This is a genomic window from Nitrosospira sp. TNL200, from assembly GCF_055386305.1.
Genome location: NZ_AP041003.1, coordinates 22,204 through 46,359, shown reverse-complemented (window position 1 = coordinate 46,359; position 24,156 = coordinate 22,204). Strand labels below are relative to the sequence as shown.

Annotated in this window: 24 protein-coding genes, 1 tRNA gene and 1 pseudogene; 13 read left to right on the top strand and 13 right to left on the bottom strand. The window is 56.0% G+C overall.

Annotated features, from left to right (window positions below):
- Nucleotides 1-100: 100 nt before the first annotated feature.
- Entirely contained in the window at nucleotides 101-1,219 is a 1,119-nt protein-coding gene (locus ACZ5CE_RS00240; RefSeq protein ID WP_464575751.1) for a 3-deoxy-7-phosphoheptulonate synthase, read from the bottom strand.
- A 103-nt stretch (nucleotides 1,220-1,322) separates the two neighbouring features.
- Nucleotides 1,323-1,457 carry a hypothetical protein gene (locus tag ACZ5CE_RS00235; RefSeq protein WP_464575750.1) on the bottom strand — a complete coding sequence of 45 codons (135 nt, stop codon included), beginning with the start codon at nucleotides 1,455-1,457 and terminating at the stop codon, nucleotides 1,323-1,325.
- Nucleotides 1,458-1,546: 89 nt separating this feature from the next.
- On the opposite strand from ACZ5CE_RS00235, the gene miaA reads away from it, so the two are divergent.
- The 7 genes from miaA (at nucleotide 1,547) to ACZ5CE_RS00200 (ending at nucleotide 12,051) form a co-directional block, all read left to right on the top strand.
- On the top strand, nucleotides 1,547-2,545 hold the full coding sequence (gene miaA / locus ACZ5CE_RS00230) for a tRNA (adenosine(37)-N6)-dimethylallyltransferase MiaA (RefSeq protein ID WP_464575749.1): 999 nt from the start codon (nucleotides 1,547-1,549) through the stop codon (nucleotides 2,543-2,545).
- A gap of 306 nt (nucleotides 2,546-2,851) precedes the next feature.
- Complete coding sequence (locus tag ACZ5CE_RS00225) at nucleotides 2,852-3,217, top strand: BON domain-containing protein (protein ID WP_464575748.1); 366 nt, start codon at nucleotides 2,852-2,854, stop codon at nucleotides 3,215-3,217.
- Between the two features lie 60 nt (nucleotides 3,218-3,277).
- Entirely contained in the window at nucleotides 3,278-5,677 is a 2,400-nt protein-coding gene (locus ACZ5CE_RS00220) for an acyl-CoA dehydrogenase (RefSeq protein WP_464575747.1), read from the top strand.
- Nucleotides 5,678-5,800: 123 nt separating this feature from the next.
- On the top strand, nucleotides 5,801-7,615 hold the full coding sequence (locus ACZ5CE_RS00215) for an AMP-dependent synthetase/ligase (RefSeq protein WP_464575746.1): 1,815 nt from the start codon (nucleotides 5,801-5,803) through the stop codon (nucleotides 7,613-7,615).
- Between the two features lie 112 nt (nucleotides 7,616-7,727).
- Nucleotides 7,728-8,141, top strand: a complete 414-nt coding sequence (locus tag ACZ5CE_RS00210; protein WP_464575745.1) for an acyl-CoA thioesterase — start codon at nucleotides 7,728-7,730, stop codon at nucleotides 8,139-8,141.
- Between the two features lie 60 nt (nucleotides 8,142-8,201).
- Complete coding sequence (locus ACZ5CE_RS00205) at nucleotides 8,202-10,748, top strand: 3-hydroxyacyl-CoA dehydrogenase/enoyl-CoA hydratase family protein (RefSeq protein ID WP_464575744.1); 2,547 nt, start codon at nucleotides 8,202-8,204, stop codon at nucleotides 10,746-10,748.
- A 103-nt stretch (nucleotides 10,749-10,851) separates the two neighbouring features.
- Nucleotides 10,852-12,051 carry an acetyl-CoA C-acyltransferase gene (locus ACZ5CE_RS00200; protein WP_464575743.1) on the top strand — a complete coding sequence of 400 codons (1,200 nt, stop codon included), beginning with the start codon at nucleotides 10,852-10,854 and terminating at the stop codon, nucleotides 12,049-12,051.
- Between the two features lie 138 nt (nucleotides 12,052-12,189).
- Here ACZ5CE_RS00200 and ACZ5CE_RS00195 read toward each other — a convergent pair whose 3' ends face one another.
- Together ACZ5CE_RS00195 and ACZ5CE_RS00190 are read right to left on the bottom strand one after the other, a co-directional pair.
- Nucleotides 12,190-12,375: a DUF3460 family protein gene (locus ACZ5CE_RS00195; protein ID WP_464575742.1), complete on the bottom strand. Its 186-nt coding sequence runs from the start codon at nucleotides 12,373-12,375 to the stop codon at nucleotides 12,190-12,192.
- 133 nt (nucleotides 12,376-12,508) lie between these two features.
- Nucleotides 12,509-13,273: a fused MFS/spermidine synthase gene (locus tag ACZ5CE_RS00190; protein ID WP_464575741.1), complete on the bottom strand. Its 765-nt coding sequence runs from the start codon at nucleotides 13,271-13,273 to the stop codon at nucleotides 12,509-12,511.
- Nucleotides 13,274-13,674: 401 nt separating this feature from the next.
- On the opposite strand from ACZ5CE_RS00190, the gene ACZ5CE_RS00185 reads away from it, so the two are divergent.
- Both ACZ5CE_RS00185 and ACZ5CE_RS00180 read left to right on the top strand, forming a co-directional pair.
- Entirely contained in the window at nucleotides 13,675-14,016 is a 342-nt protein-coding gene (locus ACZ5CE_RS00185; protein ID WP_464575740.1) for a hypothetical protein, read from the top strand.
- 442 nt (nucleotides 14,017-14,458) lie between these two features.
- A complete protein-coding gene (locus ACZ5CE_RS00180) occupies nucleotides 14,459-15,898 on the top strand; it encodes an SEL1-like repeat protein (protein ID WP_464575739.1) in 1,440 nt (479 codons plus the stop codon).
- A gap of 19 nt (nucleotides 15,899-15,917) precedes the next feature.
- On the opposite strand, the gene ACZ5CE_RS00175 is transcribed toward ACZ5CE_RS00180, so the two are convergent.
- Nucleotides 15,918-16,100: a hypothetical protein gene (locus tag ACZ5CE_RS00175; RefSeq protein WP_464575738.1), complete on the bottom strand. Its 183-nt coding sequence runs from the start codon at nucleotides 16,098-16,100 to the stop codon at nucleotides 15,918-15,920.
- A gap of 206 nt (nucleotides 16,101-16,306) precedes the next feature.
- On the opposite strand from ACZ5CE_RS00175, the gene ACZ5CE_RS00170 reads away from it, so the two are divergent.
- On the top strand, nucleotides 16,307-16,792 hold the full coding sequence (locus ACZ5CE_RS00170; protein WP_464575737.1) for a hypothetical protein: 486 nt from the start codon (nucleotides 16,307-16,309) through the stop codon (nucleotides 16,790-16,792).
- Nucleotides 16,793-16,937: 145 nt separating this feature from the next.
- Here the strand turns inward: ACZ5CE_RS00170 and chaB are convergent, their stop codons facing one another.
- The 6 genes and pseudogenes from chaB to ACZ5CE_RS00140 form a co-directional block, all read right to left on the bottom strand.
- Nucleotides 16,938-17,162 carry a putative cation transport regulator ChaB gene (chaB, locus tag ACZ5CE_RS00165; RefSeq protein WP_464575736.1) on the bottom strand — a complete coding sequence of 75 codons (225 nt, stop codon included), beginning with the start codon at nucleotides 17,160-17,162 and terminating at the stop codon, nucleotides 16,938-16,940.
- 261 nt (nucleotides 17,163-17,423) lie between these two features.
- Nucleotides 17,424-17,684: a hypothetical protein gene (locus ACZ5CE_RS00160; RefSeq protein ID WP_464575735.1), complete on the bottom strand. Its 261-nt coding sequence runs from the start codon at nucleotides 17,682-17,684 to the stop codon at nucleotides 17,424-17,426.
- Between the two features lie 190 nt (nucleotides 17,685-17,874).
- Nucleotides 17,875-18,447 carry a hypothetical protein gene (locus ACZ5CE_RS00155; RefSeq protein WP_464575734.1) on the bottom strand — a complete coding sequence of 191 codons (573 nt, stop codon included), beginning with the start codon at nucleotides 18,445-18,447 and terminating at the stop codon, nucleotides 17,875-17,877.
- Nucleotides 18,448-18,634: 187 nt separating this feature from the next.
- Nucleotides 18,635-19,075 carry a DUF2127 domain-containing protein gene (locus tag ACZ5CE_RS00150; RefSeq protein WP_464575733.1) on the bottom strand — a complete coding sequence of 147 codons (441 nt, stop codon included), beginning with the start codon at nucleotides 19,073-19,075 and terminating at the stop codon, nucleotides 18,635-18,637.
- A gap of 357 nt (nucleotides 19,076-19,432) precedes the next feature.
- A pseudogene (locus ACZ5CE_RS00145) lies at nucleotides 19,433-19,621 on the bottom strand (hypothetical protein); the annotation flags it as partial.
- A 55-nt stretch (nucleotides 19,622-19,676) separates the two neighbouring features.
- Nucleotides 19,677-19,752 (bottom strand) — tRNA-Arg (locus ACZ5CE_RS00140).
- Nucleotides 19,753-19,782: 30 nt separating this feature from the next.
- Here ACZ5CE_RS00140 and ACZ5CE_RS00135 point away from each other — a divergent pair.
- From ACZ5CE_RS00135 to ACZ5CE_RS00125, 3 genes are all read left to right on the top strand, one after another.
- The gene (locus tag ACZ5CE_RS00135; protein ID WP_464575732.1) at nucleotides 19,783-21,030 is read left to right on the top strand and encodes an MFS transporter; all 1,248 of its coding nucleotides are present in this window, start codon (nucleotides 19,783-19,785) and stop codon (nucleotides 21,028-21,030) included.
- 187 nt (nucleotides 21,031-21,217) lie between these two features.
- The gene (locus tag ACZ5CE_RS00130) at nucleotides 21,218-21,757 is read left to right on the top strand and encodes a peroxiredoxin (protein ID WP_464577554.1); all 540 of its coding nucleotides are present in this window, start codon (nucleotides 21,218-21,220) and stop codon (nucleotides 21,755-21,757) included.
- A gap of 121 nt (nucleotides 21,758-21,878) precedes the next feature.
- On the top strand, nucleotides 21,879-22,274 hold the full coding sequence (locus ACZ5CE_RS00125; protein ID WP_464575731.1) for a TraR/DksA family transcriptional regulator: 396 nt from the start codon (nucleotides 21,879-21,881) through the stop codon (nucleotides 22,272-22,274).
- Nucleotides 22,275-22,353: 79 nt separating this feature from the next.
- On the opposite strand, the gene ACZ5CE_RS00120 is transcribed toward ACZ5CE_RS00125, so the two are convergent.
- Entirely contained in the window at nucleotides 22,354-22,956 is a 603-nt protein-coding gene (locus ACZ5CE_RS00120; protein WP_464575730.1) for a Smr/MutS family protein, read from the bottom strand.
- A gap of 155 nt (nucleotides 22,957-23,111) precedes the next feature.
- Complete coding sequence (trxB, locus tag ACZ5CE_RS00115) at nucleotides 23,112-24,062, bottom strand: thioredoxin-disulfide reductase (protein WP_464575729.1); 951 nt, start codon at nucleotides 24,060-24,062, stop codon at nucleotides 23,112-23,114.
- Between the last annotated feature and the right edge of the window lie 94 nt (nucleotides 24,063-24,156).

The following is a 24,156-nucleotide window of genomic DNA, read 5'->3' as shown; positions in this document are numbered from 1 at the left end:
ATTTCCTCTCCCTCTTCAAAATATTCCGGGATTCGAATGAATGTGGCGGGAATCGGGGAAATACGATGGACGCCAACGAAGATTTATTCAGCGCGCTTTCTTAAATATCCTGGTAGCGCTTCGCCAGTGCAACACGCTGCTCGTAAGCCTCCCGGGCAATGCGCACATCTTCCAGAAACAGGGGAAGCTCCTTGAGCAGGAGGGCTTGCGGACCATCGACGAGCGCTTTGTTCGGAACCGGATGAAAATCCACCAGCACCATGTTTGCGCCAGCTATCACTCCCTGGACCGTTGCATGCATGATATCGGGAATTCCATCGGGCGATGATGCACGCAGCCCGACAGAATGGGAAGGATCCACGCAAACCGGCATGCGGGTCAGCCTTTTGACTACGGGTACGTGGGCAAAATCGACAAAATTGCGGTGAGGATCTCCCATGTTGGTCTTCATGCCGCGAAGGCCGAAAACGACTTTCCGGTTTCCTTCCGAAGCCAGGTATTCGGCAGCGTTGAGCGACTCATCGAGCGTTATTCCGAAGCCACGCTTGATAAGCACCGGAAAATCCTGCTGGCGCCCAACGATTTTCAGCAACTCGAAGTTCTGCGTGTTGCGCGTGCCGATCTGCAGCATGACGCCTGTGACGTTGCCTGTCCGGTACAGCGCATCGCAGATCTCTTCGACGTGGGATTCATGGGTGATCTCCATGGCAATCACCTTGATGCCATATTTGCCGGCCAGCTCGAATACATAAGGCAGGCAGGCCTTGCCATGTCCCTGGAAGGAATAGGGGCTGGTGCGGGGCTTGTAGGCTCCCATGCGCGTGCATACCTGGCCATTGTCACGCAATGCCTGCATCATCAATTCGACATGCTCGAGTGTATCCACCGCGCACAAGCCGGCGAAAACGTTGAGCGTATCCTGTCCGAACCGTACTCCGTTGTAGTCGAAATGCGTAGGCCGGTGGTCGTCCTTGTGGCGGCCGAGGACGCGATATTCTTCCGAAATCCGGACCACCTGCTCGACACAAGGCAGGCTCTGCATATCTTCGACCGGCAACGCCTTGGTGTTGCCGATCAAATACACTTCGGTGAGCGTCTGCTCGCTGCCAACTTCAGTATGAACACGAGTTGATATTCCGGGCAGATTGGCGAGATGCACCAGCAACTGCTTATATTCTGGGCTGTCCGCCCGCGTATCCGGGTTAAGTACAAGAATCATGAAGTAGTGTGGGCGTGGAACAACGGGACGCGCTGCAGGCGCGCGGGAACCGGGGAATTCTACCCGAAAAACCAAGTCCTTGCCATTCGAACGAATATCGCGTTTAATGACTCCGGGGAAGGAATGCGCGAAAGGCGACAACCAGCGAGGATTTGTTCAGCTTCCCTAACTCATGGCGCATGCAGCATTCGTCGCTCGCCGCTTCGTGCGAGGTCAGGTCGAAAACGGGCATCGACATGCCCGCTTCCCGCCACATTGCTGTAAAGCGAAAGAGTGAGACTAACCGCGCAAATAAAAAGATAAGTCACATTCTGCCCCGTGCCTTCCATGACCGCTCAAATCCCAGAATGCGGAAGCCAGGATCATGCCGCCCCGCCTCCCGCAATTTTATTGATGGGTCCGACCGCAAGCGGGAAAAGCAGAATTGCTCTGGACATAGCCAAATATTTCCCAGTGGAAATCATCAGCGTCGATTCGGCACAGGTTTATCGGCATATGGATGTCGGTACCGCGAAACCCAGCCAGGAAGCCAGGGCGTCGGTGCCGCACCATCTCGTCGATCTGATCGAACCGCATCAACGGTACTCTGCGGCACAATTTCTGCATGATGCCCTGGCGGCTCTGCGCGAAATTACGGAACGGGGAAACATCCCGCTGCTGGTTGGCGGAACCATGCTCTACTTCCGGACGCTGATCGAAGGTCTTTCGGAGCTGCCCGCCGCGGACGGCATCGTGCGGACGATGATCGAAGACAGGGCCAAGACGCGTGGGTGGCCTGAAATTCATGCAGATTTGTTGCAATTCGATCCGGCCAGCGCCGCGCGGATCAAGCCAACCGATAGCCAGCGAATCCAGCGTGCTCTTGAAGTATATTATCTGACCGGCAAGCCGATGTCGGAAATTTTCAAGAAGTCTCGCGCTTCCGGTATTCCTTATCGCGCCATTTCCATTGCGCTGGTTCCTGGCGATCGCGGCGTTCTGCATCAGCGCATCGCGCAGCGCTTCGAAGACATGCTCGAACTCGGATTGATTGATGAAGTTCGGGCAATCCGTGATAAATTTCGCATTACCGGCGAAAGCCCGTCGATGCGTTGCGTCGGTTACCGCCAGATCTGGATGCATCTGGAAAAAAAAATGGATATCGCGGAAACGCGGCAAAAAGCACTGGCTGCCACCCGGCAATTGGCAAAACGGCAATTGACCTGGTTGCGCTCGATGCGGCATGTGCAGGAGTTCGATTGCCTCGCGGAAGATCTTCCGGACCAGGTGCGAAGGCATCTCATGGAAGCAGGCTTGCAATCGCCGGGGACATCGAAAGTTTCATGATCGCAGTTATATATTTTTTCAATAGCTGGTTTATTAAGGAGCCTCTGAATAAGTCCTTGTGGAAACGCGTTGCGGTAAAATCGGGATGATTGCAAGGCGCAGCACGTTGGTCGTAACCGAAACCACGATGCCAGGGAATGCAACGCAGCGGTCCTCAAGCGGGGATCGGGCGGCGGCGGGGGATGCCAGACCGCGCCAAAGTATACATGGGCGCCTATTAGGCCGATTTTGTGCAGCCTGCATGGAACCATGAGGATTTGTTCAGAAGCTTTTTAAGGAATCTCTGAACAGGGAAAAGGAAAGAACATGAAAGGCAGAAACAGATTAGTTATCGCCGCCATGGCGCTTGCGGTATTTGCAGGCGCAATCTCCATCCCCGGCTGTACCCGGCATGAGGACAAGGTGCATGAATCCTGGGTCGCCCCTCCCGAGAAAGAAGCGGTGGATGATGCTACGCTGGTCAGCGCCCTGCGGGAAGCCTTGCGGTCCGACCCGGATGTCAAAAATCTGGATGTAAGGGTTGAAGCTCATAACGGCGAAGTAATGCTCAGCGGCATTGCAGACAATCAGACGCAAATCGACCGCGTAGCCATGCTCGCATGGATGATGGAAGGTATCAAGAAAGTGGATAACAAAATGGGGTTGCGCAATGGGGCCGCTGCGCAGAATTGAACTGCTGAACAGGCCGTGGCAGCTGATGCCGTCACCACTCAATTTTTCGGGAAAATCAACTTGATTACGTCACTACTCCTCACGCTGGGCATAATCCTCGGCGTTATTCTTTTCGTTCCCTCGATACGGCGCCGTCTCATTTCGGATCGGGTGCTGAAGATTTTTCGCCACAAGCTGCCGCAGCTTTCGCAAACCGAGCGGGAGGCGCTCGATGCCGGAACGGTATGGTGGGAAGGAGATCTGTTCAGCGGCAAGCCGAACTGGCATAAGCTGCTGTCATTCCCCAAGCCGACCCTGAGTCAGGAAGAAATGGATTTTCTCACGGGACCCGTCGAGCAATTGTGCGGAATGCTGGATGAATGGCACATCACCCGGGAATTGCATGATCTGCCGCCAGACGTATGGCAGTTCATCAGGGACAACGGCTTTTTCGGCATGATCATCCCCAAACATTATGGCGGACTGGGGTTTTCGGCGCTGGCGCATTCCGAAGTGGTGATGAAGATCAGTTCGCGAAGCGGCACCGCCGCCGTGTCGGTAATGGTGCCCAACTCGCTGGGTCCGGCGGAACTGCTATTGCAGTATGGCACCGAAGAGCAGAGAAACCGCTATCTCCCACGCCTGGCCAAAGGACTCGAAGTCCCGTGTTTTGCCCTTACCGGTCCGGACGCAGGATCGGATGCGGGCGCGATCCCGGATTCGGGGATTGTCTGCTCCGGCGAATTCAATGGGGAGAAAGAGGTGCTGGGCATGAAGGTGACCTGGGAGAAACGCTATATCACCCTGGGACCGGTAGCAACGCTTCTTGGCCTCGCCTTCAAACTATACGACCCCGACAGGCTGTTGGGTGGCGAAAAAGATCTGGGCATTACCCTCGCACTGATTCCCACGAATACGCCGGGCGTCAATATCGGCCGCCGGCATTTTCCGCTGGATGCCGCTTTTCAGAATGGCCCCACCTCGGGGACAGATGTATTCATTCCAATGGAATGGATAATCGGGGGACGCGATGGAGTAGGCCGAGGCTGGCGCATGCTGATGAACTGCCTCGTGGCCGGACGGTCCATCTCTCTGCCGGCCACCAGTACGGGCGGCGCCAAACTGGCTGCGCGCACCAGTGGGGCTTATGGGAGGGTTCGAGCGCAATTCAAGATGCCCATCGGCCGTTTCGAAGGCGTCGAAGAAGCGCTGGCCCGGATTGGCGGCAATACCTATATGATGGATGCGGCCCGGGTCATGACAGCCGGAGCGGTGGACCTCGACGAGAAACCCTCCGTGATCTCCGCGATCGTCAAATATCATCTCACGGAACGAGGGCGGCAGGCCATCAACGATGCGATGGATGTTCATGGCGGCAAAGGCATCTGCCTGGGCCCGCGCAATTACCTCGGACGCTACTATCAGCAAATTCCGGTCAGCATCACCGTGGAAGGCGCCAATATCCTAACCCGCAATATGATCATTTTCGGCCAGGGAGCGATACGTTGCCATCCCTACGCTCTGGCGGAAATCAAGGCGGCGAGCGACAGCAATGCCGTGCGGGGCTCCATCGAGTTCGATCGCGCGCTGAGGGGGCACGCGGTTTTCAGTCTCGGCAATGGAATGCGCGCGCTGCTGCATGGAATAACAGGCTCATCGCTTGCCAAAGCTCCGGGCAGCACAGACCCCGAGCTGCAATCCTATTACAGCCATCTGACGCGTTTTTCCGCTGCTTTTGCCCTGCTCGCGGATGTTTCCCTCCTTGTCCTCGGCGGCAGTCTCAAGCGCAAGGAAAGATTGTCCGCTCGCCTGGGCGATATCCTCAGCATGCTTTACCTATCCTCCACAGTGCTGAAGCGCTTCCAGGATGATGGCGCTCCCACGGCTGACAAGCCATTATTGCACTGGTCGCTGCAGGATGCGCTTTATCGGATGCAGCAAGCGTTCGACGGTGTGCTGGATAATTTTCCCGTCGGGCCCGTTGCAAAACGATCCTTGCGGTTTATCGTGTTCCCCCTGGGGAAGCCGTTTTCGCCGCCATCGGACGAGCTGAGCCATCAGATAGCCAAATTGATGCTCTCTCCAGGCGAAGCCCGTGACCGCCTTACTGCCGGCATTTATCTGCCGGCATCGGATAACGAGCCACTGAGCGTGCTGGAACAGGCGTTGCAATGCGACGTCGTGTGCGAGGCGGTCGAGGCCAAGCTGCGGGCAGCGGTCAAAACGGGTCAAATTCCCGCGCAGGGCGAAGATAAGATTGCCTACGCGCTCAAGCAGAGAGTCATCACCCAGTCAGAGCTGGAGTTGATGAGCAAGATGAAATCGCTACGCCGCCGCGTCATCATGGTAGATGACTTTTCACCGGATTTTACCGAGGTTTCTATCCATCCGGAGGACGTCCTCGACACCACGCCTTTATCCCAACCCGACACGCCTGCTGAAACAGGTGCCGATACCATACAGCCTATGGAAAACAGTTAAGAAAAACGCTTGGCCGCAAGTTCCCGATTCAACCTCAATCCCTGGTTCAAAACTAGAAAAGAGTGGTCAACCACCGGATTCAGGTTCAATAGACTCCGACAAAAACACGAAAGCGAACAGGACATGCAAAACACGCGGCAGGAACCAGCGGACCTCATCCCCGTCGAGATAGCCGGGACTCTGGATGGTCTGCTCAGCGAACGTGTGCGCCGGTCGCCACAGGCAACCGCTTACCGGGACTACGACCGCGTTGGCGGCAAATGGCGCAATCTTACCTGGGCGCAGATGGATGAAGGCATTCAGCGCTGGCAAACGGCCCTTGCCAGGGAAAATCTGGCCCAGGGCGATCGAGTAGCGATAATGCTGCGAAATTGCCCTGAATGGGTCATGTTCGAGCAGGCTGCGCTAAGGCTGGGGCTGGTGGTCGTTCCTCTATATACCGCCGACCGTCCTGAAAATGCTGCCTACATCCTGCGCAATGCCGGAGTTCGGATATTGTTGCTGGAGGAGTTGGCGCAATGGCAGACATTTTGCGATGTGCATGATCAACTCACGGAGTTGATGCGCGTAGTGACTGTACAAGCCAGTATCGAAAAATGCGACGACGGCCGTGTGAGCGCGCTGCATGACTGGCTGCCGGAAAAAGCGGAAGAGCAGCAGCCCTTTACTCGCGACCCCCATCAGATGGCCACCATCATCTATACATCCGGAACTTCCGGCCGGCCCAAAGGCGTGATGCTGAGCCATTACAACATCCTTACCAACGCGCACGGCAGTTCGCTCGTTGTGCCTCTCTCCCGCGATGATCTTTTTCTCTCTTTCCTGCCTCTGTCCCATACTTTCGAACGAACCGCCGGTTATTATGTTCCCATGATGTGCGGAGCGACGGTCGCCTATGCCCGTTCCATCCAGCAATTGCAGGAAGACCTGCTGATTGTCCGCCCTACGATCCTGGTTTCGGTACCCAGGATCTATGAGCGGGTTTATTCGGGAGTCCGCGCCAAGCTAGCCGAAGGCCCGGCGTTGAACCGCAAGCTGTTCAAGCTTGCAGTGGATATTGGCTACAGCCGGTTCGAACACCAGCAGGGCAGAAGTCCCGGGAAGATTTCGCATCTGCTATGGCCTATATTGGAAAATCTGGTGGCAAAGAAAGTCATGAGTAGATTGGGGGGGCGGCTCCGCGGAGCGATGAGTGGCGGCGCGGCGTTGCCGGCGGAAGCGGCGCGGGTGTTTATCGGATTGGGATTGCCCGTTCTCCAGGGCTACGGCATGACCGAGAGCAGCCCGGTCGTCTGCTCCAACACCTTCGAAGACAACGTTCCTTCGAGCGTGGGACGGCCGATTGCAGGAGTGGAAGTGAAACTCGGCGAGAACGACGCCTTGTTGATTCGCGGTCCCAACGTGATGCTGGGTTATTGGAATGATCCCGAGGCAACCCGGGCAGTATTGAGCCCGGACGGCTGGCTCAACTCCGGGGATATTGCACGCATTGACGAGGGGCGGATAACCATCACAGGACGGCTGAAGGAAATCATCGTCATGTCCACAGGGGAGAAGGTTCCTCCGGCAGACATGGAGGCGGCGATTTTGCGCGATGCATTATTCGAGCAGGCAATGCTGATCGGCGAGGGACGTTCTTATCTGAGCGTCCTGGTGGTCCTCAATCCCAGCCAGTGGGAAACACTGGCTACGCAGCATAACCTCGATCGGAACTGGCATCACCTGCGGGAAGATCCGAGGCTAGAAGAAATCCTGCTGGCAAGGATAGTAGCGCAGATACGCGAATTTCCGGGTTATGCAAAGATATATCGCGTGGCGCTGGCGACGGAACCCTGGACCATCGAGAATGGTCTGCTGACACCCACCTTGAAACTGCGCCGGGGACAAGTGCTGGAACGTTACAAGACGGAAGCGGCACGGCTTTACGAGGGACATTGACCCTCCCGCAGCCACCGCCAGCATCGCGGAAGAACAGCAGGAAAGGCAGGCTTGTTCCCGGAGCACACCGGATTGCCGTGGCGCTGCCTTTGCAACCCTTCATGGAGATAAGATGAACGCTGAAGCGCAACCCCCCATGTCGTTGCCCAACGCGGACCCCATATTGCGCCTGGTGCCCATGCCCATGGATACCAATCATGCTGGCGATGTATTCGGGGGGTGGATCATGGCGCAGGTAGACATTGCCGGCAGCATTCCCGCGATACGCCGCGCACGCGGACGGGTAGCCACCGTGGCGGTGAATTCCTTTGTTTTCAAGCAGCCGGTCTACGTTGGCGACCTGGTGAGCTTTTACGCTGCCATCACCAAGGTTGGCCGCACCTCCATCACCGTGGATGTCTCCGTCTATGCCCAGCGTGGTTTGCGGCAGGGAAACGAGGAAATATGTCACAGGGTAACCGAGGCGGTGCTCACTTACGTGGCGGTGGACGATAATCGCAGACCGCGAGTGGTTCCGGCAGAATAGCGAACATGGTCAATTGGACGCAACGATCGATTGGATTGGATTGGATTGGAGGGAGGATGATTGAACACTACTGAAGTCGTCGTGCGCAAAGCGGCCGTTCTAGGTGCGGGGGTGATGGGCGCGCAGATAGCGGCGCACCTGGTCAATGCCAATGTCGAAACGCTTCTGTTCGAGCTTCCCGCGGAACAGGGAGACCCCAATGCGAATGTAATCAAGGCGGTGGGGATGCTCAAAAAATACGAGCCCTCGCCTCTGGCGATAGCGGCAAAGGCAGGCGCAATACAACCCGCCAATTACGGACAGCACCTCTCGCTGCTTGGTGATTGCGACATCGTGATTGAAGCCATTGCCGAGCGCATGGAATGGAAAAAGGATCTATACAAAAAGGTGGCACCGCATCTGGGAGAGCAAGCCATCTTTGCCACGAACACTTCGGGACTCTCGGTCAACGAACTGGCGCAGGCGCTTCCAGATGCTTTACGGCATCGCTTTTGCGGTATCCATTTTTTCAATCCACCACGCTACATGCACTTGGCGGAGTTGATCGCATGCGAGGAAAGCGATCCGGCAATGCTCGACAACGTGGAAAAGTTCCTGGTGACCGCTCTGGGAAAGGGCGTAGTGCGGGGCAAGGATACGCCTAATTTCATTGCCAACCGGATAGGCATATTTTCCACGCTCGCGACCATACACCATGCGGAAAAATTCGGGCTGGGCTTCGACATGGTGGATGCCTTGACCGGAGCGATCATAGGCCGCCCAAAGAGCGCGACGTTTCGCACTGCCGATGTGGTCGGGCTGGATATTCTTGCGCACGTCATCAACACCATGCGCGACAAGCTGCCGGATGATCCCTGGCATGGCTATTTTGCGGTGCCCGGCTGGCTACAGGCCTTGATAGATCGAGGGGCGCTAGGCCAGAAGACAAAGCAGGGGATTTACCGGAAAGACGGAAGGGATATCCGGGTACTGGATCGCGCAACCGGCAATTACGTTCCTTCGTCGGATGCAATCGACGAAAACATCAAGGCGTTGCTGAAGCGCGGAGATTTTGCCTCGAAACTGGGAGAACTGCGCGCGAACCGGCATCCTCAGGCCCAATTCCTGTGGGCAATATTCCGAGATCTGTTCCAGTATTGCGCATTCCATCTTGCCGCCATTGCGGATAACGCGCGCGAACTGGATCTGGCCATGCGCTGGGGCTTTGGGTGGAGTCAAGGGCCATTCGAACTGTGGCAGGCAGGAGGATGGAACCGGATTGCGGACTGGCTGGATGAAGACATCGCTGCCGGAACGAGCATGAGTTCCACTCCGCTGCCCATTTGGGTGAAGGAATTGGGCCAGACCGGAAATCCTGCTGTGAATGCCGAAATTCAGGGGGTGCACAGATCGCATGGTTCTTTTGCCCCTTCCGCCAATGTCTTCCGCGGGAGATCGATTCTGCCCGTATATCGCCGCCAATTGTTCCCCGACCGCCTTTTGGCCGAGGAGACGCAGTATGGCAAAACGATATTCGAGACGGACGCAGTACGGATGTGGCATATGGCGGGAGAAATCACGCAGGATGGCTCCGTGGATGACGGCATTGCCATTCTCAGCTTCAAGAGCAAGATGCATACGATAGGAAGCGATGTGCTGGAAGGAATCCAGCAGGCGATAGACGAAGCGGAGCGGAACTGGCGCGCCCTCATTATCTGGCAGACGGAGCCGCCTTTTTCCGTCGGCGCCAATCTGCAAAAGGCTACCGAGCGGCTGAAGAGCAGCGAGCCCCCTTCCGTCTTCAGCATGTTTGCACGCAAACTGAGAAAATCGGCGCAGTCGGCCGTGCTCAAGGCTGCCCGCAGCCTCAATCTTGCTGATGCGCTGATGGCGGGAAAGCTGGCGGAAGTCGAGGCAATGGTGGCGCAGTTCCAGCAGACATCGCTGGATCTGCGCTACTCGATGATTCCCACAGTTGCCGCGGTGGATGGGCTGGCATTGGGTGGCGGCTGCGAATTCGTGATGCATTGCGACCGCGCCGTGGCAACGATGGAGAGCTATATCGGCCTGGTTGAAGCCGGAGTGGGATTGCTGCCTGCCGGTGGCGGCTGCAAAGAATTGGCCTTGAGAGCCTCGCAGGAAGCAAAAGAGGGAGACCCATTTCCATTGCTTAAAAACTATTTTCAGAACGTCGCGACCGCGAAGCTGGCGAAAAGCGCCGAGCAGGCAAAAGAGATAGGCTATCTGCGCCAGGCGGATACCGTAGTGATGAACCGGTTCGAATTGCTGTACGTGGCCCGGGCGCAGGCGCTCGCGCTGGCTGAGACGGGTTACCGGCCGCCATTGAAGGCACGCAACATCACTGTGGCAGGCTCGACCGGCATCGCCACCATCAAGGGCTTGCTTGTGAACATGCGCGAAGGCAACTTCATTTCGGAACACGATTACCTGATAGGCAGCAAAATTGCGCAGGTGATGTGCGGCGGTGAATTAACACCCGGCAGCGTGGTGAACGAGGATTGGTTCCTGGACCTGGAACGCAGCGCGTTCATTGAACTGCTTGCCACCGAGAAGACCCAGGCGCGGGTGGCGCACACGCTGAAGACCGGCAAGCCGCTAAGGAACTAGAAAAACTTGAAAAAGAGCGTTTCGGGTGCATATCCCGGATAGGTATTCTGCACCACATATTCTGCACCATAATGGGCTGGGGTAAGCCAAAGGAGTAAATATCATGAGCAGGCAAGTTCAGGACGCCTATATCGTTGCCGCAGCGAGAACACCCGTAGGCAAGGCGCCCAGGGGGATGTTCAAAACAGTGCGTCCGGACGACATGCTGGCGCATGTGCTGAAAGCTTCGATAGCGAAGTGCCCAAGCCTGGATCCTTCCGCTATCGATGATGTCATCGCCGGCTGCGCCATGCCCGAAGCGGAACAGGGAATGAACGTTGCGCGTATCGGATTGCTGCTGGCGGGCCTGCCAGACAGTGTCCCGGGCATGACGGTCAATCGGTTTTGCGCTTCCGGATTGCAGGCGGTCGCAATCGCCGCGGACCGTATTCGCCTCGGTCATGCAGACGTCATGATTGGCGCCGGAACGGAAAGCATGAGCATGGTGCCGATGGCCGGAAACAAGATGTCTCTCGATCCCGCCATTTTTTCGCATGACAAAAATGTGGCCATCGCCTATGGGATGGGCATTACCGGGGAAAAAGTGGCAGAACGCTGGCAGGTCAGCCGCGAAGCCCAGGACGAATTCGCGGTAACAAGTCATGATCGTGCGCTTAAAGCGATCGAGGCGGGCGAATTCAGGCAGGAAATCGTGCCTTACACGGTGGAGGAGAAACGTCCCGATCTGGCGACGCACGAAATTCGCGATGTATCGGTAGTGCGCGACACGGATGAAGGCCCCCGCCCCGGAACCAATGTGAAGACGCTCGCAACATTGAAACCGGTGTTCGACGCGCATGGCACGGTGACCGCCGGAAACAGTTCCCAGATGTCCGACGGCGCGGCGGCGGTCATCGTCGCAAGCGAAGCAGCGCTGAAGCGGTTCAACCTCACCCCTCTCGCCCGGTTCGTGGGATATGCCGTAGCGGGCGTACCCCCGGAGATCATGGGCATAGGCCCGATCAAGGCGATACCCAAGGTGCTGAACCAGACAGGCCTGGCGCAGGATGATATCGACTGGATCGAGCTCAATGAGGCTTTCGCGGCGCAAAGCCTGGCCGTCATCAACGATCTGGGATTGGACCGCGTCAAGGTTAACCCGCTTGGTGGGGCCATTGCGCTAGGACATCCCCTGGGAGCGACGGGCGCTATTCGTGTGGCCACGCTGGTGCATGGCTTACGCCGCCATCGGCATAAATACGGAATGGTGACAATGTGCGTAGGCACCGGGATGGGCGCGGCGGGGGTATTCGAAGCACTGTGAAGCTCCCTCGCCGCAATAGCGGTTTACCACGTGATCGGGGCAACAGGAATAGCTCAGTCTGCGGTGTGGGCTCGATGCCCTGCAGATGCAGATGATGGTCCGGAATTGTCCCGAGTTATCTTGTAAGGGCTTGAAGAGCTATTTTCCGAAATAGACGTAGCCTTTCTGCGGCACAGCCGATTCCTTGAAGCGCTTGCGCTCTTCCAGGTCCAGCTTCTTGTCCCACCATATGGCTCGCGCTTCTTTCTGATCCTCCGCCAGTTTCGGATTTTTCTTGAACAACTCGCGCATGAACTTCGTATGCTCGGATTCGTACAGTTCCATCAGTCTCTCCTTTTTGCTGCTTCTTTCCCAAAGTGCCGCGCGAACTTTACCATAACCGCAACGCTTGCGCATCCTGGGCTTGCGGTTACTCCTCGCTCGCCGGCACGCGCAATTGCCGCAGAGGACAGGGATATCAGAAGGATTTTCCCTGATGCAACTGCCTGACGTATTCCGGGAAAGACAGAGCAAGCTCTGTTTCGAGTTTTTTTGCGCAGGATGCCGCCTCTTCCCAGCCCGATCTCCCAAAACGGTGCTTGAAGGCAAAAACAATCAGGTTGCCATGCGGCTTCGCCGTCATCCTCGCCACACTGCAATCAAAACTGTTTTCGATTCGCTTGAGGCAGTCCTTCGTCACCCTTTCGCTGCTGAGCAGGTTGATCACTAATATACCTTTCGGATTCAAAGCGGCGCAGGCGTCATCATAAAATTCCTGGCTGCATAGCGAGAGCGCCTGGCTGCCGTCCTCGAACCCATCCACCATCAGGACATCCACGCAGGCGGGGCGGGACGCCACAAAAGTGCTTCCTTCCGCTGTGATGACCTGCAAGCGCGCGTTATCGAGGGGAAGAAGGAAGTAGTCGCGCGCTGCAGCTACCACCTGCGGGCTGATTTCTATCACAGTAGTGTTCACCTGCGGCAAGCGGTTATAGACGAACTTCGCCAGCGAACCGCCTCCCAGGCCAATCATCAGGATGTTCCGCAACTGGGGATAAAATGGCAGAAAAGCCATCATACAGCGCGTGTAGGCGAGCTCCAGATCATTGGGCGCGGATAACCTCATGGCGCTCTGCACGCTGCTCGAACCCAGGTGCAACATGCGAACGCCGCTTTGCTCACTCACCTGAATGCCCGGCTCTTCCATCCCTCGCCGCGGGCGCCACTTCAAAAATTCACCCATGAACCGGAAGCTCTTGTCTAACTATCATTTCTTGCCTTGCCTGTTTATGAAGATGCTTTACAAGTCGGCGCTATTGGCCTACGTTTACGCCTTTACCTCCACTATCCCTTATTGGACTGTCAACAGGAAACGCATGATTGGCAAGCGGGGCATGTCCCGAACCTGCTCGCTCTTTCCGCACTTTCCTCTTGCCGGTTCCCACGAATGACGACAGGTACAGGCGGCTGCATATGGATAGATCATTTGCAAGTTTAATCCTCATTTCATTGACCGGCATTTTGTCCTCGTGTGCAAATATCGGCCTTAAGGAAGAAACGCAATCTCGTGGAGGGAAATTTGCGGGAAATCATGCCGCGCTAGCGCGTTGCGTGACGGACGGCCTGCGGTCGGATAGCCGGTGGATGATTCGTGAGCTCCAGTTTGAGGTGCGGCGGTATCCGCAACTTGCGGCAACCGAGATTTACGGGTATACGCTAAGCCACTTTCCCGGTATTTATGCCCGCAACTCGCCCAGGAATCCCGACGCCGTGATCAGTTACGCGGCTCCGGTCGCGATAATCGATGGGCGGTATGCTCGGCCCGGCCCCTCCCATGCGGCATCTGTCCCCGATATTCCTCCCGATTATTCATTTGTTCTGACGCTGAAAAAGACCGACGACGAAACCGTGGTAGCCACGCTGAACGGGACAAAATATGAAGGCGGGATAGCGTGGGAGAAGCTGGAAGCCTGCTCGGGCCGGTAGAACGCTTCTCCTTCATACTGGGCAGACCAGGAGTTGCAACGCAGTCATGTGTCACTAAAATTGCACAATTCGCCTTGTAGCGAACTCGCCACGCAGGTGAACGTCGAGTATCGAGAAAGTCTTTGTGAATCATGACTCTAAACTGAGAAAGAACGGTCAACTGCCGGATTCCGATTCAGTCGGATGTTGGGCTTTTCTTTCCTTTCCATGACCGCTCAGGCGTTAAAAAATCCGAACACAACGATTTGAGACGCGGGACGCGATAGAATGTCGTTCATTTCCCGTTCATTTACAAAAAACGATCGCGAAACGAAGTGAATCCGGCGATTTCAAAGACAGTCATGCAGCGCTACATCGCGAGAAACACCGGGAATGGCATGAAATAATAGCGGCGTATAACGGATGCGGCTTTTTAGCAAAATAATGTGAGTAGGATATGCGGTTGTTACCAGTAGCAGGGCTGGCGTTGTTTTTAATGGCCCTTCCGGTTCTCGCCGGGGATTTCGAAGAGGGAATGAAATTCGTCCTCGGCAAGGATTATGCAAAAGCGGCGGATGCCTTCCGCCGGGCCGCGGACCAGGGAAACGTGGACGCGCAATTCAACCTGGCCGTGATGTATTCGAAAGGACGAGGCGTACCGCAGAACAACCAGGAGGCGGCCCATTGGTATCGCATGGCAGCCGACCAGGGGGATGTTCCCTCTCAATCGATGCTGGGCTTCATGTATCTGCGCGGCCAGGGCGTGGTGCAAGATTATCAGCAGGCGATGCTCTGGTTTTTCAAGGCGGCCGACAAAGGCTACGCCGTGGCACAGCATAACCTGGGCGTCATGTATGCGAAAGGACAGGGGGTGGCGCAAGACTACAAGCAGGCGATGACCTGGTACCTCAAGGCAGCGGAACAGGGCCATGCGCCCGCTCAGGCAATACTTGGCTACATGTATCTCAAGGGACAGGGAACCGATGAAAACGACCAACAAGCAGCCTCCTGGTATCGCAAGGCGGCCGAGGAAGGATATGCGGATGCACAATACGCGTTAGGCATACTTTATACGAAAGGCCGCGGGGTAGGGCAAAGTGATGAGGAAGCGCTCGCATGGTATCGCAAGGCGGCCGAACAAGGGAATGCGGATGCGCAATTCAATCTTGGCCTCGCCTATGCCATGGGCAGAGGCGTCGCGCAGAACTACCAGGAAGCTGCCAACTGGTATGCAAAATCCGCGGAACAGGACAATGCACGGGCGCAGTTCAAGCTCGCCGTGGCGTATGCAAAAGGACGGGGAGTAACTCAGGATGAGCCGGAGGCGGTATCCTGGTACCAAAGAGCGGCCGAACTGGGGAACGCGCCCGCGCAATACAACCTCGGCACCATGTACGCCAGCGGCAAGGGAGTGCCGAAAGATGATCACCAGGCAGTGTCCTGGTACCGTAAAGCTGCCGAACAGGGCGATCCGGACGCCCAGTTCAACCTGGGGGTACGCTACGACCACGGCCGGGGCGTGCCGAAAGACGAGCCCCAGGCTGTATCCTGGTATCGCAAGGCGGCGGAGCAGGGCTATGCGAGGGCTCAGTACGCGCTTGGGGTAAAATATGACAACGGCCAGGGCGTCGCCCAGGACTACGCGCAGGCGCTGGTGTTATACCGGCAGGCGGCGGAACAAGGCCATGCGGGAGCGCAAACCAATCTCGGCGTGCTTTTCTATAAGGGAAGCGGAATCAAGAAAGACTATGTCGAGGCCGACAAATGGTTCAACATCGCGAGCGCGGCTGACCATGAGGATGCGAAAGTCAACCGCAACCTGATGGAAAAACTCATGACGCCAGTACAGATTGCGGAGGCACAACGCCAGGCTACCGAGTGGTTGCAGACACAGCAGAAATGATGCGGGGTTCCCGGGTTATTTATTTCGACTGGCTGGTGCTACCCTTCTCCTTGGTAACGGGATTTTGCAGCGTATAGCCGTCTTCTTTCATCTTATAGCCGCCATAAGCACCAACTCCAGCGGCCGCAAGCAGCCAACAACCCGAAAGCATGGGCATCATTCCCAGGAGTACAGCCAGGCGAATTATTTTCTTGATTTTCATTTTCAGTTCTTTCAGTAAAAAAAGTAATCCATTTCGTTTCAATAAGGGAAACGAGGAAATGTACGCCGAAAAATGGAAAAATGTCAATCGGCGCCCCCGTCGTTATGAATCGCCATGGGCTGGGATTATGCATGAGTTCTCCCCTCTCATCCCATCTTGACGTAAACTGGAGCTATCGTAACAGATTAAATTCGGGGAGAAATATCATGGACGAAGCATCGAATTCCACCGCGCCCGCATGGATGAAGCGCTGTTTGGTTCTGGCACTGACTGTTCTCCTGGTCGCGTGCCAATCCGCGGAAACCCGCCGCTTCGGGGCGGTACTCGGCAGTGTTGCAGGCTCCATTGGAGGAGGTTACCTCGGCTCCGCCTTGGGAGGCGGCACGGCTGGCCGCATTTTGGGGGCCGTTGCAGGCGGTGTCGCGGGATATTACGTGGGCACGACCGTTGGCGGCTATCTCGGAAAGGACGACCAGCAAAGAATGGCTACCGCCTCGCAAAGAGCTTTCGAAACCGGCCAGACCCAGACTTTCAGCAGTCCGGATAGCGGAGTGAGAGGCACGGCCGAGGTCCTGCCTGCAACGCAGACGCAGCAGGCCAGCGGCGAATGCAAGACGATCCGGCAGACGGTGGTGCTCAAGGATGGCAGGACGGCGACCGAGGATGTGCGAAGCTGCAAAGAGGCGGGATAAGCATCGCTCGTTTGCTGATCACAATCCTGCAGCAAGCTCATTTACCTGCAACAGGCGGATGTGTATCAGTTCTTCCGGGGCTTGGAAATTCCCGCGAGGAAATAAAGAGGATGCTTGAGGTTCCGGGTTTTGCCGGTTCCCGGTTTTATTTTCTGCGCCATTTGCCACCCTCTTTTTCATATTCTTTCTTTACCGCTGCCCACGCGACTTTATGCGCGGTTTCTTCGCGTGAAGCGTCTCCCCGCCTTTCGCCGGGGTCTTTATATTCATTCCATGCGCTGTTGAATGCCGCACGATATATTTCCTGGGCATGCTTGGGCAATACGTTGGTCACATTTTCCGGAAGGCCGTCCAAAGTGTCATAAGGCATAAGGTTTTCCTGGAAGCTTTTTGAAAACCGTGCGGGCAAAATGAATATCAAACCCCACGGAGTGGGTATAAAAAACCTGATTCACTCAATCGCGAAGCGGCTCTACCTGAAATTACAGGAAGGAGGAAGCGAGTCTGAAAGGCTTGCCGATAGGGCGAGGGGGAAAAGTAATTTTTCCACCAAGCCCCTGTCGAAAGCATCGGGCATCGCGGATCACCCTTGTTTAGATAGAGCCGCATTTCCATCTGGTCTGATACGGGATTACTGCTTATACGGTTTCTTATTCATTTCTTCCTGATCCCTGTATTCATATTTCTCTTTCGGAGATAAATTCTTGGACTCCTTGTTTTCCATTATTTTGGAAGTCGACTCGTCCCCCTTTCCGCCCTTCCCATACTTGTCTTCCCATTTTTTTTCCTTGGAGTCGCGTGGTGCGTTATCCGAAGTATCGGCAGCAATCGCACCGAAGCTGCAAACAGCCGTGAAGGTGGTCAGAATAACGGTCGATATGAGTTTGTTCATTTCAAGCTCCCATCGTTAGTTGCGGCGGTTGATAAGAAACTGCGTTTCCATCGATAGGCACCTGTGCTGCTCTTGAATAGGATGTTTATTCGGGAAATCGTGGTGGCGCGGTTTTTTGCTCGCCACCGCGATCGCGCAGGACAATGCCGTACGCAAACGATAACCCGCGCGCTGGGAGACTATCGGTGCGCTACCGCACGATAGGGAAAACGCCGTGCAACTCCGACCTGACATCATCCCAGAACTTACTCAGTTTGATCTCAAGGGCTACGCGTTTTTCCGCCATCTCCGCTTCGCTTCGTCCGGCTGGTTGCCGTATTGAAAACTCTTCCAGATAAAGCTTGCGCAAATCTTCGAAACGGCCCCTGCTGGCCCCGCAGGCCAGCCATTCATCCAGACAGGCCTCTTCCTCGCGGCGCAGCATTTGCGCCCTCTTGCCTTCATTTCGAAGATCGTACTTGTATGCCACGTATGCCACGGCTCCCAATAGCATCATGACCGTGCCAACCTGCAATTCGCCGTAAACACCCTCATAAAAAAAATTGACGGCCAGGCCAGCAATTACCAGAACATAGACCGCAGGCATCAATTTGCTTTTTTCGAGGAATTTTCTTCTCTCGTCTATTTGCTCGATGCTGATGCATAGCGGTTTCATCTTGTCGCCAATCGCGATCAACTCCGTTTCCCTGCGCTCATAATCCGCCTTCCCACTATCCGGCAAGGAATCAGCCGATTCCCTATATGACTCTTCGTTTTCTGTCACTTTTCCCATTCCCCATTCGCATATGCTAATGCCCAAAACATACCTGAACCTCCCGCAAAAATCCCTTGTCTGCAGGACTTGCAGCGCACACTGTAAATTCTGGCAAACGGCTTTGTCTACCAGATCACCGGTTGCCGGAATGTGGCCCCGTCATCACTTTACTCCGCGTTCTCTGCTTAAGTAGACTTTATTTCTCTATCTCCTTCCCACGAAGCGCAAAGTAAAGCATAAAAACAACTACCAGGAGATTGAGCGCCAATGCGGCGAGACCCAGCCAGGTAACATGCTCACGCAACTCCAGAAGCTCAAAAGGTATATAAATCGCTCCGCTTGCCGCCGAAACCCATTGAGCCCACTTCTTGTAATACCAGAGACCATATGCCTCCACGAACCGGACAATGACATACAGGCCGGTACTCGCTGCAATCAGGGGGATGTGCGGTCCTGTTATTTGCCCAGTCAGGTCGAGGAAGATACGAGGATACCGGGAGCCAGGGTTCAGATGAGAATGCGCCACTATCTGCTCGGCAATTCGTTGAGCATCGTGGTGGGCCAGGGAAAACAAGCCAAAGCCGACCAGCAATACCAGCGCGCCTTTGAAAGCCTCGACAAGCGCGATCGTACGCATCGTTTTTGAAGCAGCGTTTGCAATCCGGAATGGCATGCAAAGATGGTAACCTGGTATTTATTCGTAAATAATATTACCTTTCAGAAGGAGAGAGGGGTTTTCCAAGCGCGATGATCGCGGCAGCCAGATAATCCTGCGAGCTTCAGACTACTACTATGATGAACATCCCTATTCCAGACAGCACCCAATGGCTGGGTTTCTCTGCCTGCCTATCCATCTTTCTGTTTTGTTCCGGCTGTTCATCGCAACAGCTTTACACTATTGGCCAATCCTGGCAGCGCAACAACTGTAATAGACTTGTCGATGAGCACGAGCGAACCAGATGCGCCGCAAATGCTGACGTGCCATATACAATATTCAAGCGCGAAACCGATCAAAGCAAAAAATAGCCTGAGAAAGCGGGACTTCCACCTTCCCAGAAACTTCACCGGCTACCGCTTCTCCTTTATTTAGCTGTTCTTCGCCTACAGCCAGTTTTTCCTGCAACCTTTCGAGTTTCGTCTGCTGGTATTCCCGCGCTGACATAACCACGGCAACCCCCCGACCATGTTTTTAAATGGCAGAGCAGAATGAGATCTGGCAGGAATGCCGCTTCTCGATTTGGCGCCCTGAACACGAATCGAACGTGTGACCTACCCCTTAGGAGGGGGTTGCTCTATCCACTGAGCTACCAGGGCGATTGCCGCATTTTACGCTAATATGCTGGTATGAATAAACCAGCGGCCAGTCCCGGCAAGAATTCTCCCGCTTGCAAGAAGCTTCCCCGCACGGTCATGGTTCTCGGGCTCGTCAGTTTCTTCAACGACTTCGCCTCCGATATCGTCATCCCGCTTATCCCGATATTGCTGGCAACCGTGCTGGCCGCGGGGCCACTCGCCCTGGGGTTGATCGAAGGCGTTGCCGACGCCGTCGCCAGCCTGCTCAAGCTGTGGTCGGGAAGGCATTCGGATGCCATGAGCGGGCGGCGCAAAGGGCTGGCGCTCACGGGATATACCCTCTCCAATATCGCGCGGCCCATGCTGGGCCTGGCCGGTTCCTGGCCCATGGTCTTGCTGCTGCGCAGCATCGACCGGATGGGAAAAGGGTTGCGCAGCGCGCCCCGCGATGCGCTGGTCGTGGATGCGACCCCCGCGCACATGCGCGGCTACGCATTCGGGTTTCACCGCGCACTGGATAATGGCGGAGCCGTGGCGGGAAGCCTTGCTGCGGCGGCGGCGCTGGCATGGTCCGGCATGAGCCTTGGCGAAGTCATCCTGTGGTCCGCGGCGCCGGGCTTCCTGGCGGTGCTGCTCCTGGGCCTGGGCGTCACGGAAAAGACGGATGAGAAAACCGCTGTGGCACGCGGCAGCCCGGCTGCTCCGGTAGCGCTGCCGCCGCTGCGCTGGTCGTTGCTGTCGTTGCCGATGCGGCGCTATCTTCTGGTGTTGATGCTGTTCACTTTCGCCCGGGCATCGGAAACGTTCATTCTGCTGCTTGGGCACCAACTGGGCGTAGGTGTGGTCGAACTGCTGTTGCTGTGGTCGGCCTTGAATCTGGCCAAGGCATCCACCTCCACCTGGGGCGGGCAACTTGCGGACAGCATGGGGCACGGTACGTCGATGCTGATCGGATGGCTGGCGTTTTCGCTCTCTTTCCTGCTGCTGGCGGCGGTGGATGACAGTATCGGGCTATGGACAGTGAGTGTTTTCTATGGCCTTCTTGCCGGGATAAGCGAAGGTGCGGAACGCGCCATTATCAGCGATCATGCCCAGCCGCGCGAGCGCGGTACAGCTTTCGGATGGTATCATCTGATGACAGGCATCGCGGCGATTCCGGCGGGGCTGCTGTTCGGTTCGATCTGGCAGTTCCAGAGTGCTGCGGCCGCTTTTCTCTTCGCCGGGACGCTAGGCGCAGGCGCGGCGCTGCTGCTGCGGACATGGGCATGGCCAGCCAGGCAGACGCGGGAGCAGGAATAAGAGCAGGATGGAAAATCTTTGCCAGCTTGCCGGTCCTTATGCGAAATGGCGCATCAAGGTATACTGAATGCGTAGTCCGGAGGTCACGCCGAGCATCAGGGACAAGGTGCCCGTCGTTATTTTTGCAAGGAACATAGCTGAAACAGGCAGTCTGTCTATTCTGAAAATACTGAAAGGAAAAGATGCCATGAAATCGCTTACCGCTTCCGCCGCATTGCTGGCGATATTTCTGCTTTTTACCGGATCCATCAACGTAGTCCGCGCGCAAGAACAGGAGCCGCTCAAGCCGGGGCAACCTGCGCCGGATTTCAACCTTCCCGACCAGAATGGCAAAAACCACCGGCTCTCCGACTATCGCGGCAGATGGCTGGCATTGTATTTCTATGTCAAGGATGACACGCCCGGATGTACCGAGCAGGCATGCAAATTCCGCGACGATATTGGCGAAATCGAGGATCTGGGTGCCGAGGTAGTAGGGGTAAGCGTGGACGACACCGCCAGCCACGCCAAATTCGCCAGGAAATATAATCTTCCTTTCCCGCTTCTGGCGGACAGCAAGGGCGAAATGGCCGCACGTTACGGTTCGCTTAGAAGCGATGGCAGTCTTGCCAAACGCAATACCTTCCTGATCGATCCGGAAGGCAGGATAGCGAAGATTTATTTGTCGGCCAGCACGTCGCGCAACTCGGCAGAGGTGATCGGGGATCTGAAAAAACTGAAGAACTGATCAGGCTGTCTACTACCGTCTGCTGACTGGCCAGATTACCGGCGCAGCAATCGGATGATCTAAACTGAATACCGGCGTGATGTTTTCCATAGGCGTGACACTATACTAGAGGAGCAGGATCATGGCGCAGTTTACCGATGAAGAGCTGGGCCAGCTCAAAGCACGGCTGCAAAAACGTTACCTGGAATTACGGGAAGAAGTCCGCGGCGAACTGGAGCGTTCGGGCGATCAGCGCTATGTCGACCTCGCCGGCAGCGTGGCCGATCCCGGCGATGACTCGGTCGCCGACATGCTGCTCGACCTGAACGCCGCCATCGTGGATCGGCAAGTGCGCGAGATGCGCGAGGTGGAAACGACATTGAAACGGCTGGCGGAACTGGATTTTGGAGATTGCATCGAATGCGGGGGAGAAATCGGCTTTGACCGGCTCATGGCCTATCCTACCGCGCAACGCTGCATACGCTGTCAGGAATTTCACGAAAAGACCTACTCGCGCGAAAACCACCCGACTCTGTAGGCTGTATCCGGCTGGCCACCTTGGAATGGATCACGCCAGCGAAGGTTTGTGCAGGGCTCCTTGATACCACTTGATACCATTAGGCTGGCTTGGTCCCCTTGAGCAGCACCAGTACCGCGCCGCTGCCGCCATCTTCGGGTTTCGCCTGGCAGAAAGCCAGCACTTCGCCGCGTTGCGAAAGCCAGCTTCCTACCCTGGCTCTAAGCACCGGCTCGCCATTCCTGGAACTGCGGCCTTTGCCATGGATCACCCGTACGCAGCGCAAGCCGTGCCTGACACACTCGTCGAGAAAGTGCGCCAGTTCCATGCGCGCTTGATCACGGGTATATCCGTGCAAATCCAGTTGCGCCTCGATGCTCCAGTAGCCGCGGCGTAGCCGCCGCAAGGTCTGGCGCGATATGCCAGGCCGCATGAACGACCATTCATCTCCAGCCGCAATCTCAAGTGAAATGAAGTCCGAAAGCATGTCACCATGCCCGGTGGGTGGTTCGCCGGGAGCCTGCCGCGGTATGGGAATCGGGTGGGGCTTGGGAAGAGGACTCATCCTGCCCGAATCCGCCAGTGGCGCCACTCCCCGGATGGCATCGCGAAACAGGACCGCATCGTCATTGCCTGCACCAGGAGAGGAAACAATGTGATCGGCAGGAAGTTCTGCCGCCAGCTTTCTTTCCCGCTTTTTCATACCTGCCCTTCAATGGGTCATTGAACCTGAATCCGGTAGTTGACTGCTCTTTTTTAGTTTGGAACCATGATCCACAAAGATTTTCCGCGATGATCGACATTCGCCTGCGTGATGAGTTCGCTACAACTGCCGGATTCAGGTTGAAACGAGGCCGCTCAGGTCAATACGTCCAGGTACTTTTCCGCATCGAGCGCCGCCATGCAGCCGGTCCCTGCGCTGGTTACCGCCTGGCGATAGATGTGGTCCTGCACGTCGCCGGCGGCGAATACGCCGGGAATGCTGGTGGCCGTGGCGTCGCCATGGGTTCCGCTGCGGGTAATGATATAGCCGTTCTCCATTTTCAATTGACCCTGGAAAATACCGGTGTTGGGGGTATGGCCGATAGCGATGAACACACCTTGCAAATCCACCGTTTTGGTCGAATCGTTCAACAGGTTCTTGATTCGCATGCCGGTGACGCCGGAACTGTCCCCCAGCACTTCTTCCATGACATGGTCGAGTTCCAGTTTGATGTTGCCGTTTTTCACTTTTTCCATCAATTTGTCGATCATGATTTTTTCAGAACGGAATTTTTCGCGCCGGTGCACGACAGTGACGCTGCGAGCGATATTGGAAAGATAAAGCGCCTCTTCCACCGCCGTATTTCCTCCTCCTATCACCGCCACATCCTGCCCCTTGTAGAAAAAACCGTCGCAAGTGGCGCAGCCGGATACTCCCCGGCCCATAAATGTCTCTTCGGAAGGCAATCCGATATAACGGGCCGATGCGCCGGTGGCAATAATCAGCGCATCGCAGGTATAGGTGCCCTGGTCGCCGATCAGGGTAAAGGGCTTCTCCGTCAGCTTGGCAGTATGTATATGGTCAAAAATGATTTCGGTATTGAAGCGCTCCGCATGTTTCTGGAAGCGCTCCATCAATTCCGGCCCCTGCACCCCCATGACATCGGCAGGCCAGTTATCGACTTCGGTAGTAGTCATGAGCTGCCCGCCCTGGGCCATTCCAGTGATGAGTACGGGTTTGAGGTTGGCGCGCGCGGCATAAACCGCCGCGCTATAGCCGGCCGGACCGGAGCCGAGAATCAAAAGGCGGGAATGTTTGGTTTTCATTATTCCAATATGGGGCTTGTTTTCAATAAAAATAGAACCGATGGAAATGGGGAAAAGATTTCTGTTAAAAGCGACAGGGCCGGAAGGAATGCTG

What these genes read in the sequence shown, in the direction of transcription:
- ACZ5CE_RS00240 (WP_464575751.1), bottom strand. Translation starts at nt 1,219, where the DNA reads ATGATTCTTGTACTTAACCCGGATACGCGGGCGGACAGCCCAGAATAT.
- ACZ5CE_RS00235 (WP_464575750.1), bottom strand. Translation starts at nt 1,457, where the DNA reads ATGTCGATGCCCGTTTTCGACCTGACCTCGCACGAAGCGGCGAGCGAC.
- miaA (WP_464575749.1), top strand. Translation starts at nt 1,547, where the DNA reads ATGACCGCTCAAATCCCAGAATGCGGAAGCCAGGATCATGCCGCCCCG.
- ACZ5CE_RS00225 (WP_464575748.1), top strand. Translation starts at nt 2,852, where the DNA reads ATGAAAGGCAGAAACAGATTAGTTATCGCCGCCATGGCGCTTGCGGTA.
- ACZ5CE_RS00215 (WP_464575746.1), top strand. Translation starts at nt 5,801, where the DNA reads ATGCAAAACACGCGGCAGGAACCAGCGGACCTCATCCCCGTCGAGATA.
- ACZ5CE_RS00210 (WP_464575745.1), top strand. Translation starts at nt 7,728, where the DNA reads ATGAACGCTGAAGCGCAACCCCCCATGTCGTTGCCCAACGCGGACCCC.
- ACZ5CE_RS00200 (WP_464575743.1), top strand. Translation starts at nt 10,852, where the DNA reads ATGAGCAGGCAAGTTCAGGACGCCTATATCGTTGCCGCAGCGAGAACA.
- ACZ5CE_RS00195 (WP_464575742.1), bottom strand. Translation starts at nt 12,375, where the DNA reads ATGGAACTGTACGAATCCGAGCATACGAAGTTCATGCGCGAGTTGTTC.
- ACZ5CE_RS00190 (WP_464575741.1), bottom strand. Translation starts at nt 13,273, where the DNA reads ATGGGTGAATTTTTGAAGTGGCGCCCGCGGCGAGGGATGGAAGAGCCG.
- ACZ5CE_RS00185 (WP_464575740.1), top strand. Translation starts at nt 13,675, where the DNA reads ATGATTCGTGAGCTCCAGTTTGAGGTGCGGCGGTATCCGCAACTTGCG.
- ACZ5CE_RS00175 (WP_464575738.1), bottom strand. Translation starts at nt 16,100, where the DNA reads ATGAAAATCAAGAAAATAATTCGCCTGGCTGTACTCCTGGGAATGATG.
- ACZ5CE_RS00170 (WP_464575737.1), top strand. Translation starts at nt 16,307, where the DNA reads ATGGACGAAGCATCGAATTCCACCGCGCCCGCATGGATGAAGCGCTGT.
- chaB (WP_464575736.1), bottom strand. Translation starts at nt 17,162, where the DNA reads ATGCCTTATGACACTTTGGACGGCCTTCCGGAAAATGTGACCAACGTA.
- ACZ5CE_RS00160 (WP_464575735.1), bottom strand. Translation starts at nt 17,684, where the DNA reads ATGAACAAACTCATATCGACCGTTATTCTGACCACCTTCACGGCTGTT.
- ACZ5CE_RS00150 (WP_464575733.1), bottom strand. Translation starts at nt 19,075, where the DNA reads ATGCGTACGATCGCGCTTGTCGAGGCTTTCAAAGGCGCGCTGGTATTG.
- ACZ5CE_RS00135 (WP_464575732.1), top strand. Translation starts at nt 19,783, where the DNA reads ATGAATAAACCAGCGGCCAGTCCCGGCAAGAATTCTCCCGCTTGCAAG.
- ACZ5CE_RS00130 (WP_464577554.1), top strand. Translation starts at nt 21,218, where the DNA reads ATGAAATCGCTTACCGCTTCCGCCGCATTGCTGGCGATATTTCTGCTT.
- ACZ5CE_RS00125 (WP_464575731.1), top strand. Translation starts at nt 21,879, where the DNA reads ATGGCGCAGTTTACCGATGAAGAGCTGGGCCAGCTCAAAGCACGGCTG.
- ACZ5CE_RS00120 (WP_464575730.1), bottom strand. Translation starts at nt 22,956, where the DNA reads ATGAAAAAGCGGGAAAGAAAGCTGGCGGCAGAACTTCCTGCCGATCAC.
- trxB (WP_464575729.1), bottom strand. Translation starts at nt 24,062, where the DNA reads ATGAAAACCAAACATTCCCGCCTTTTGATTCTCGGCTCCGGTCCGGCC.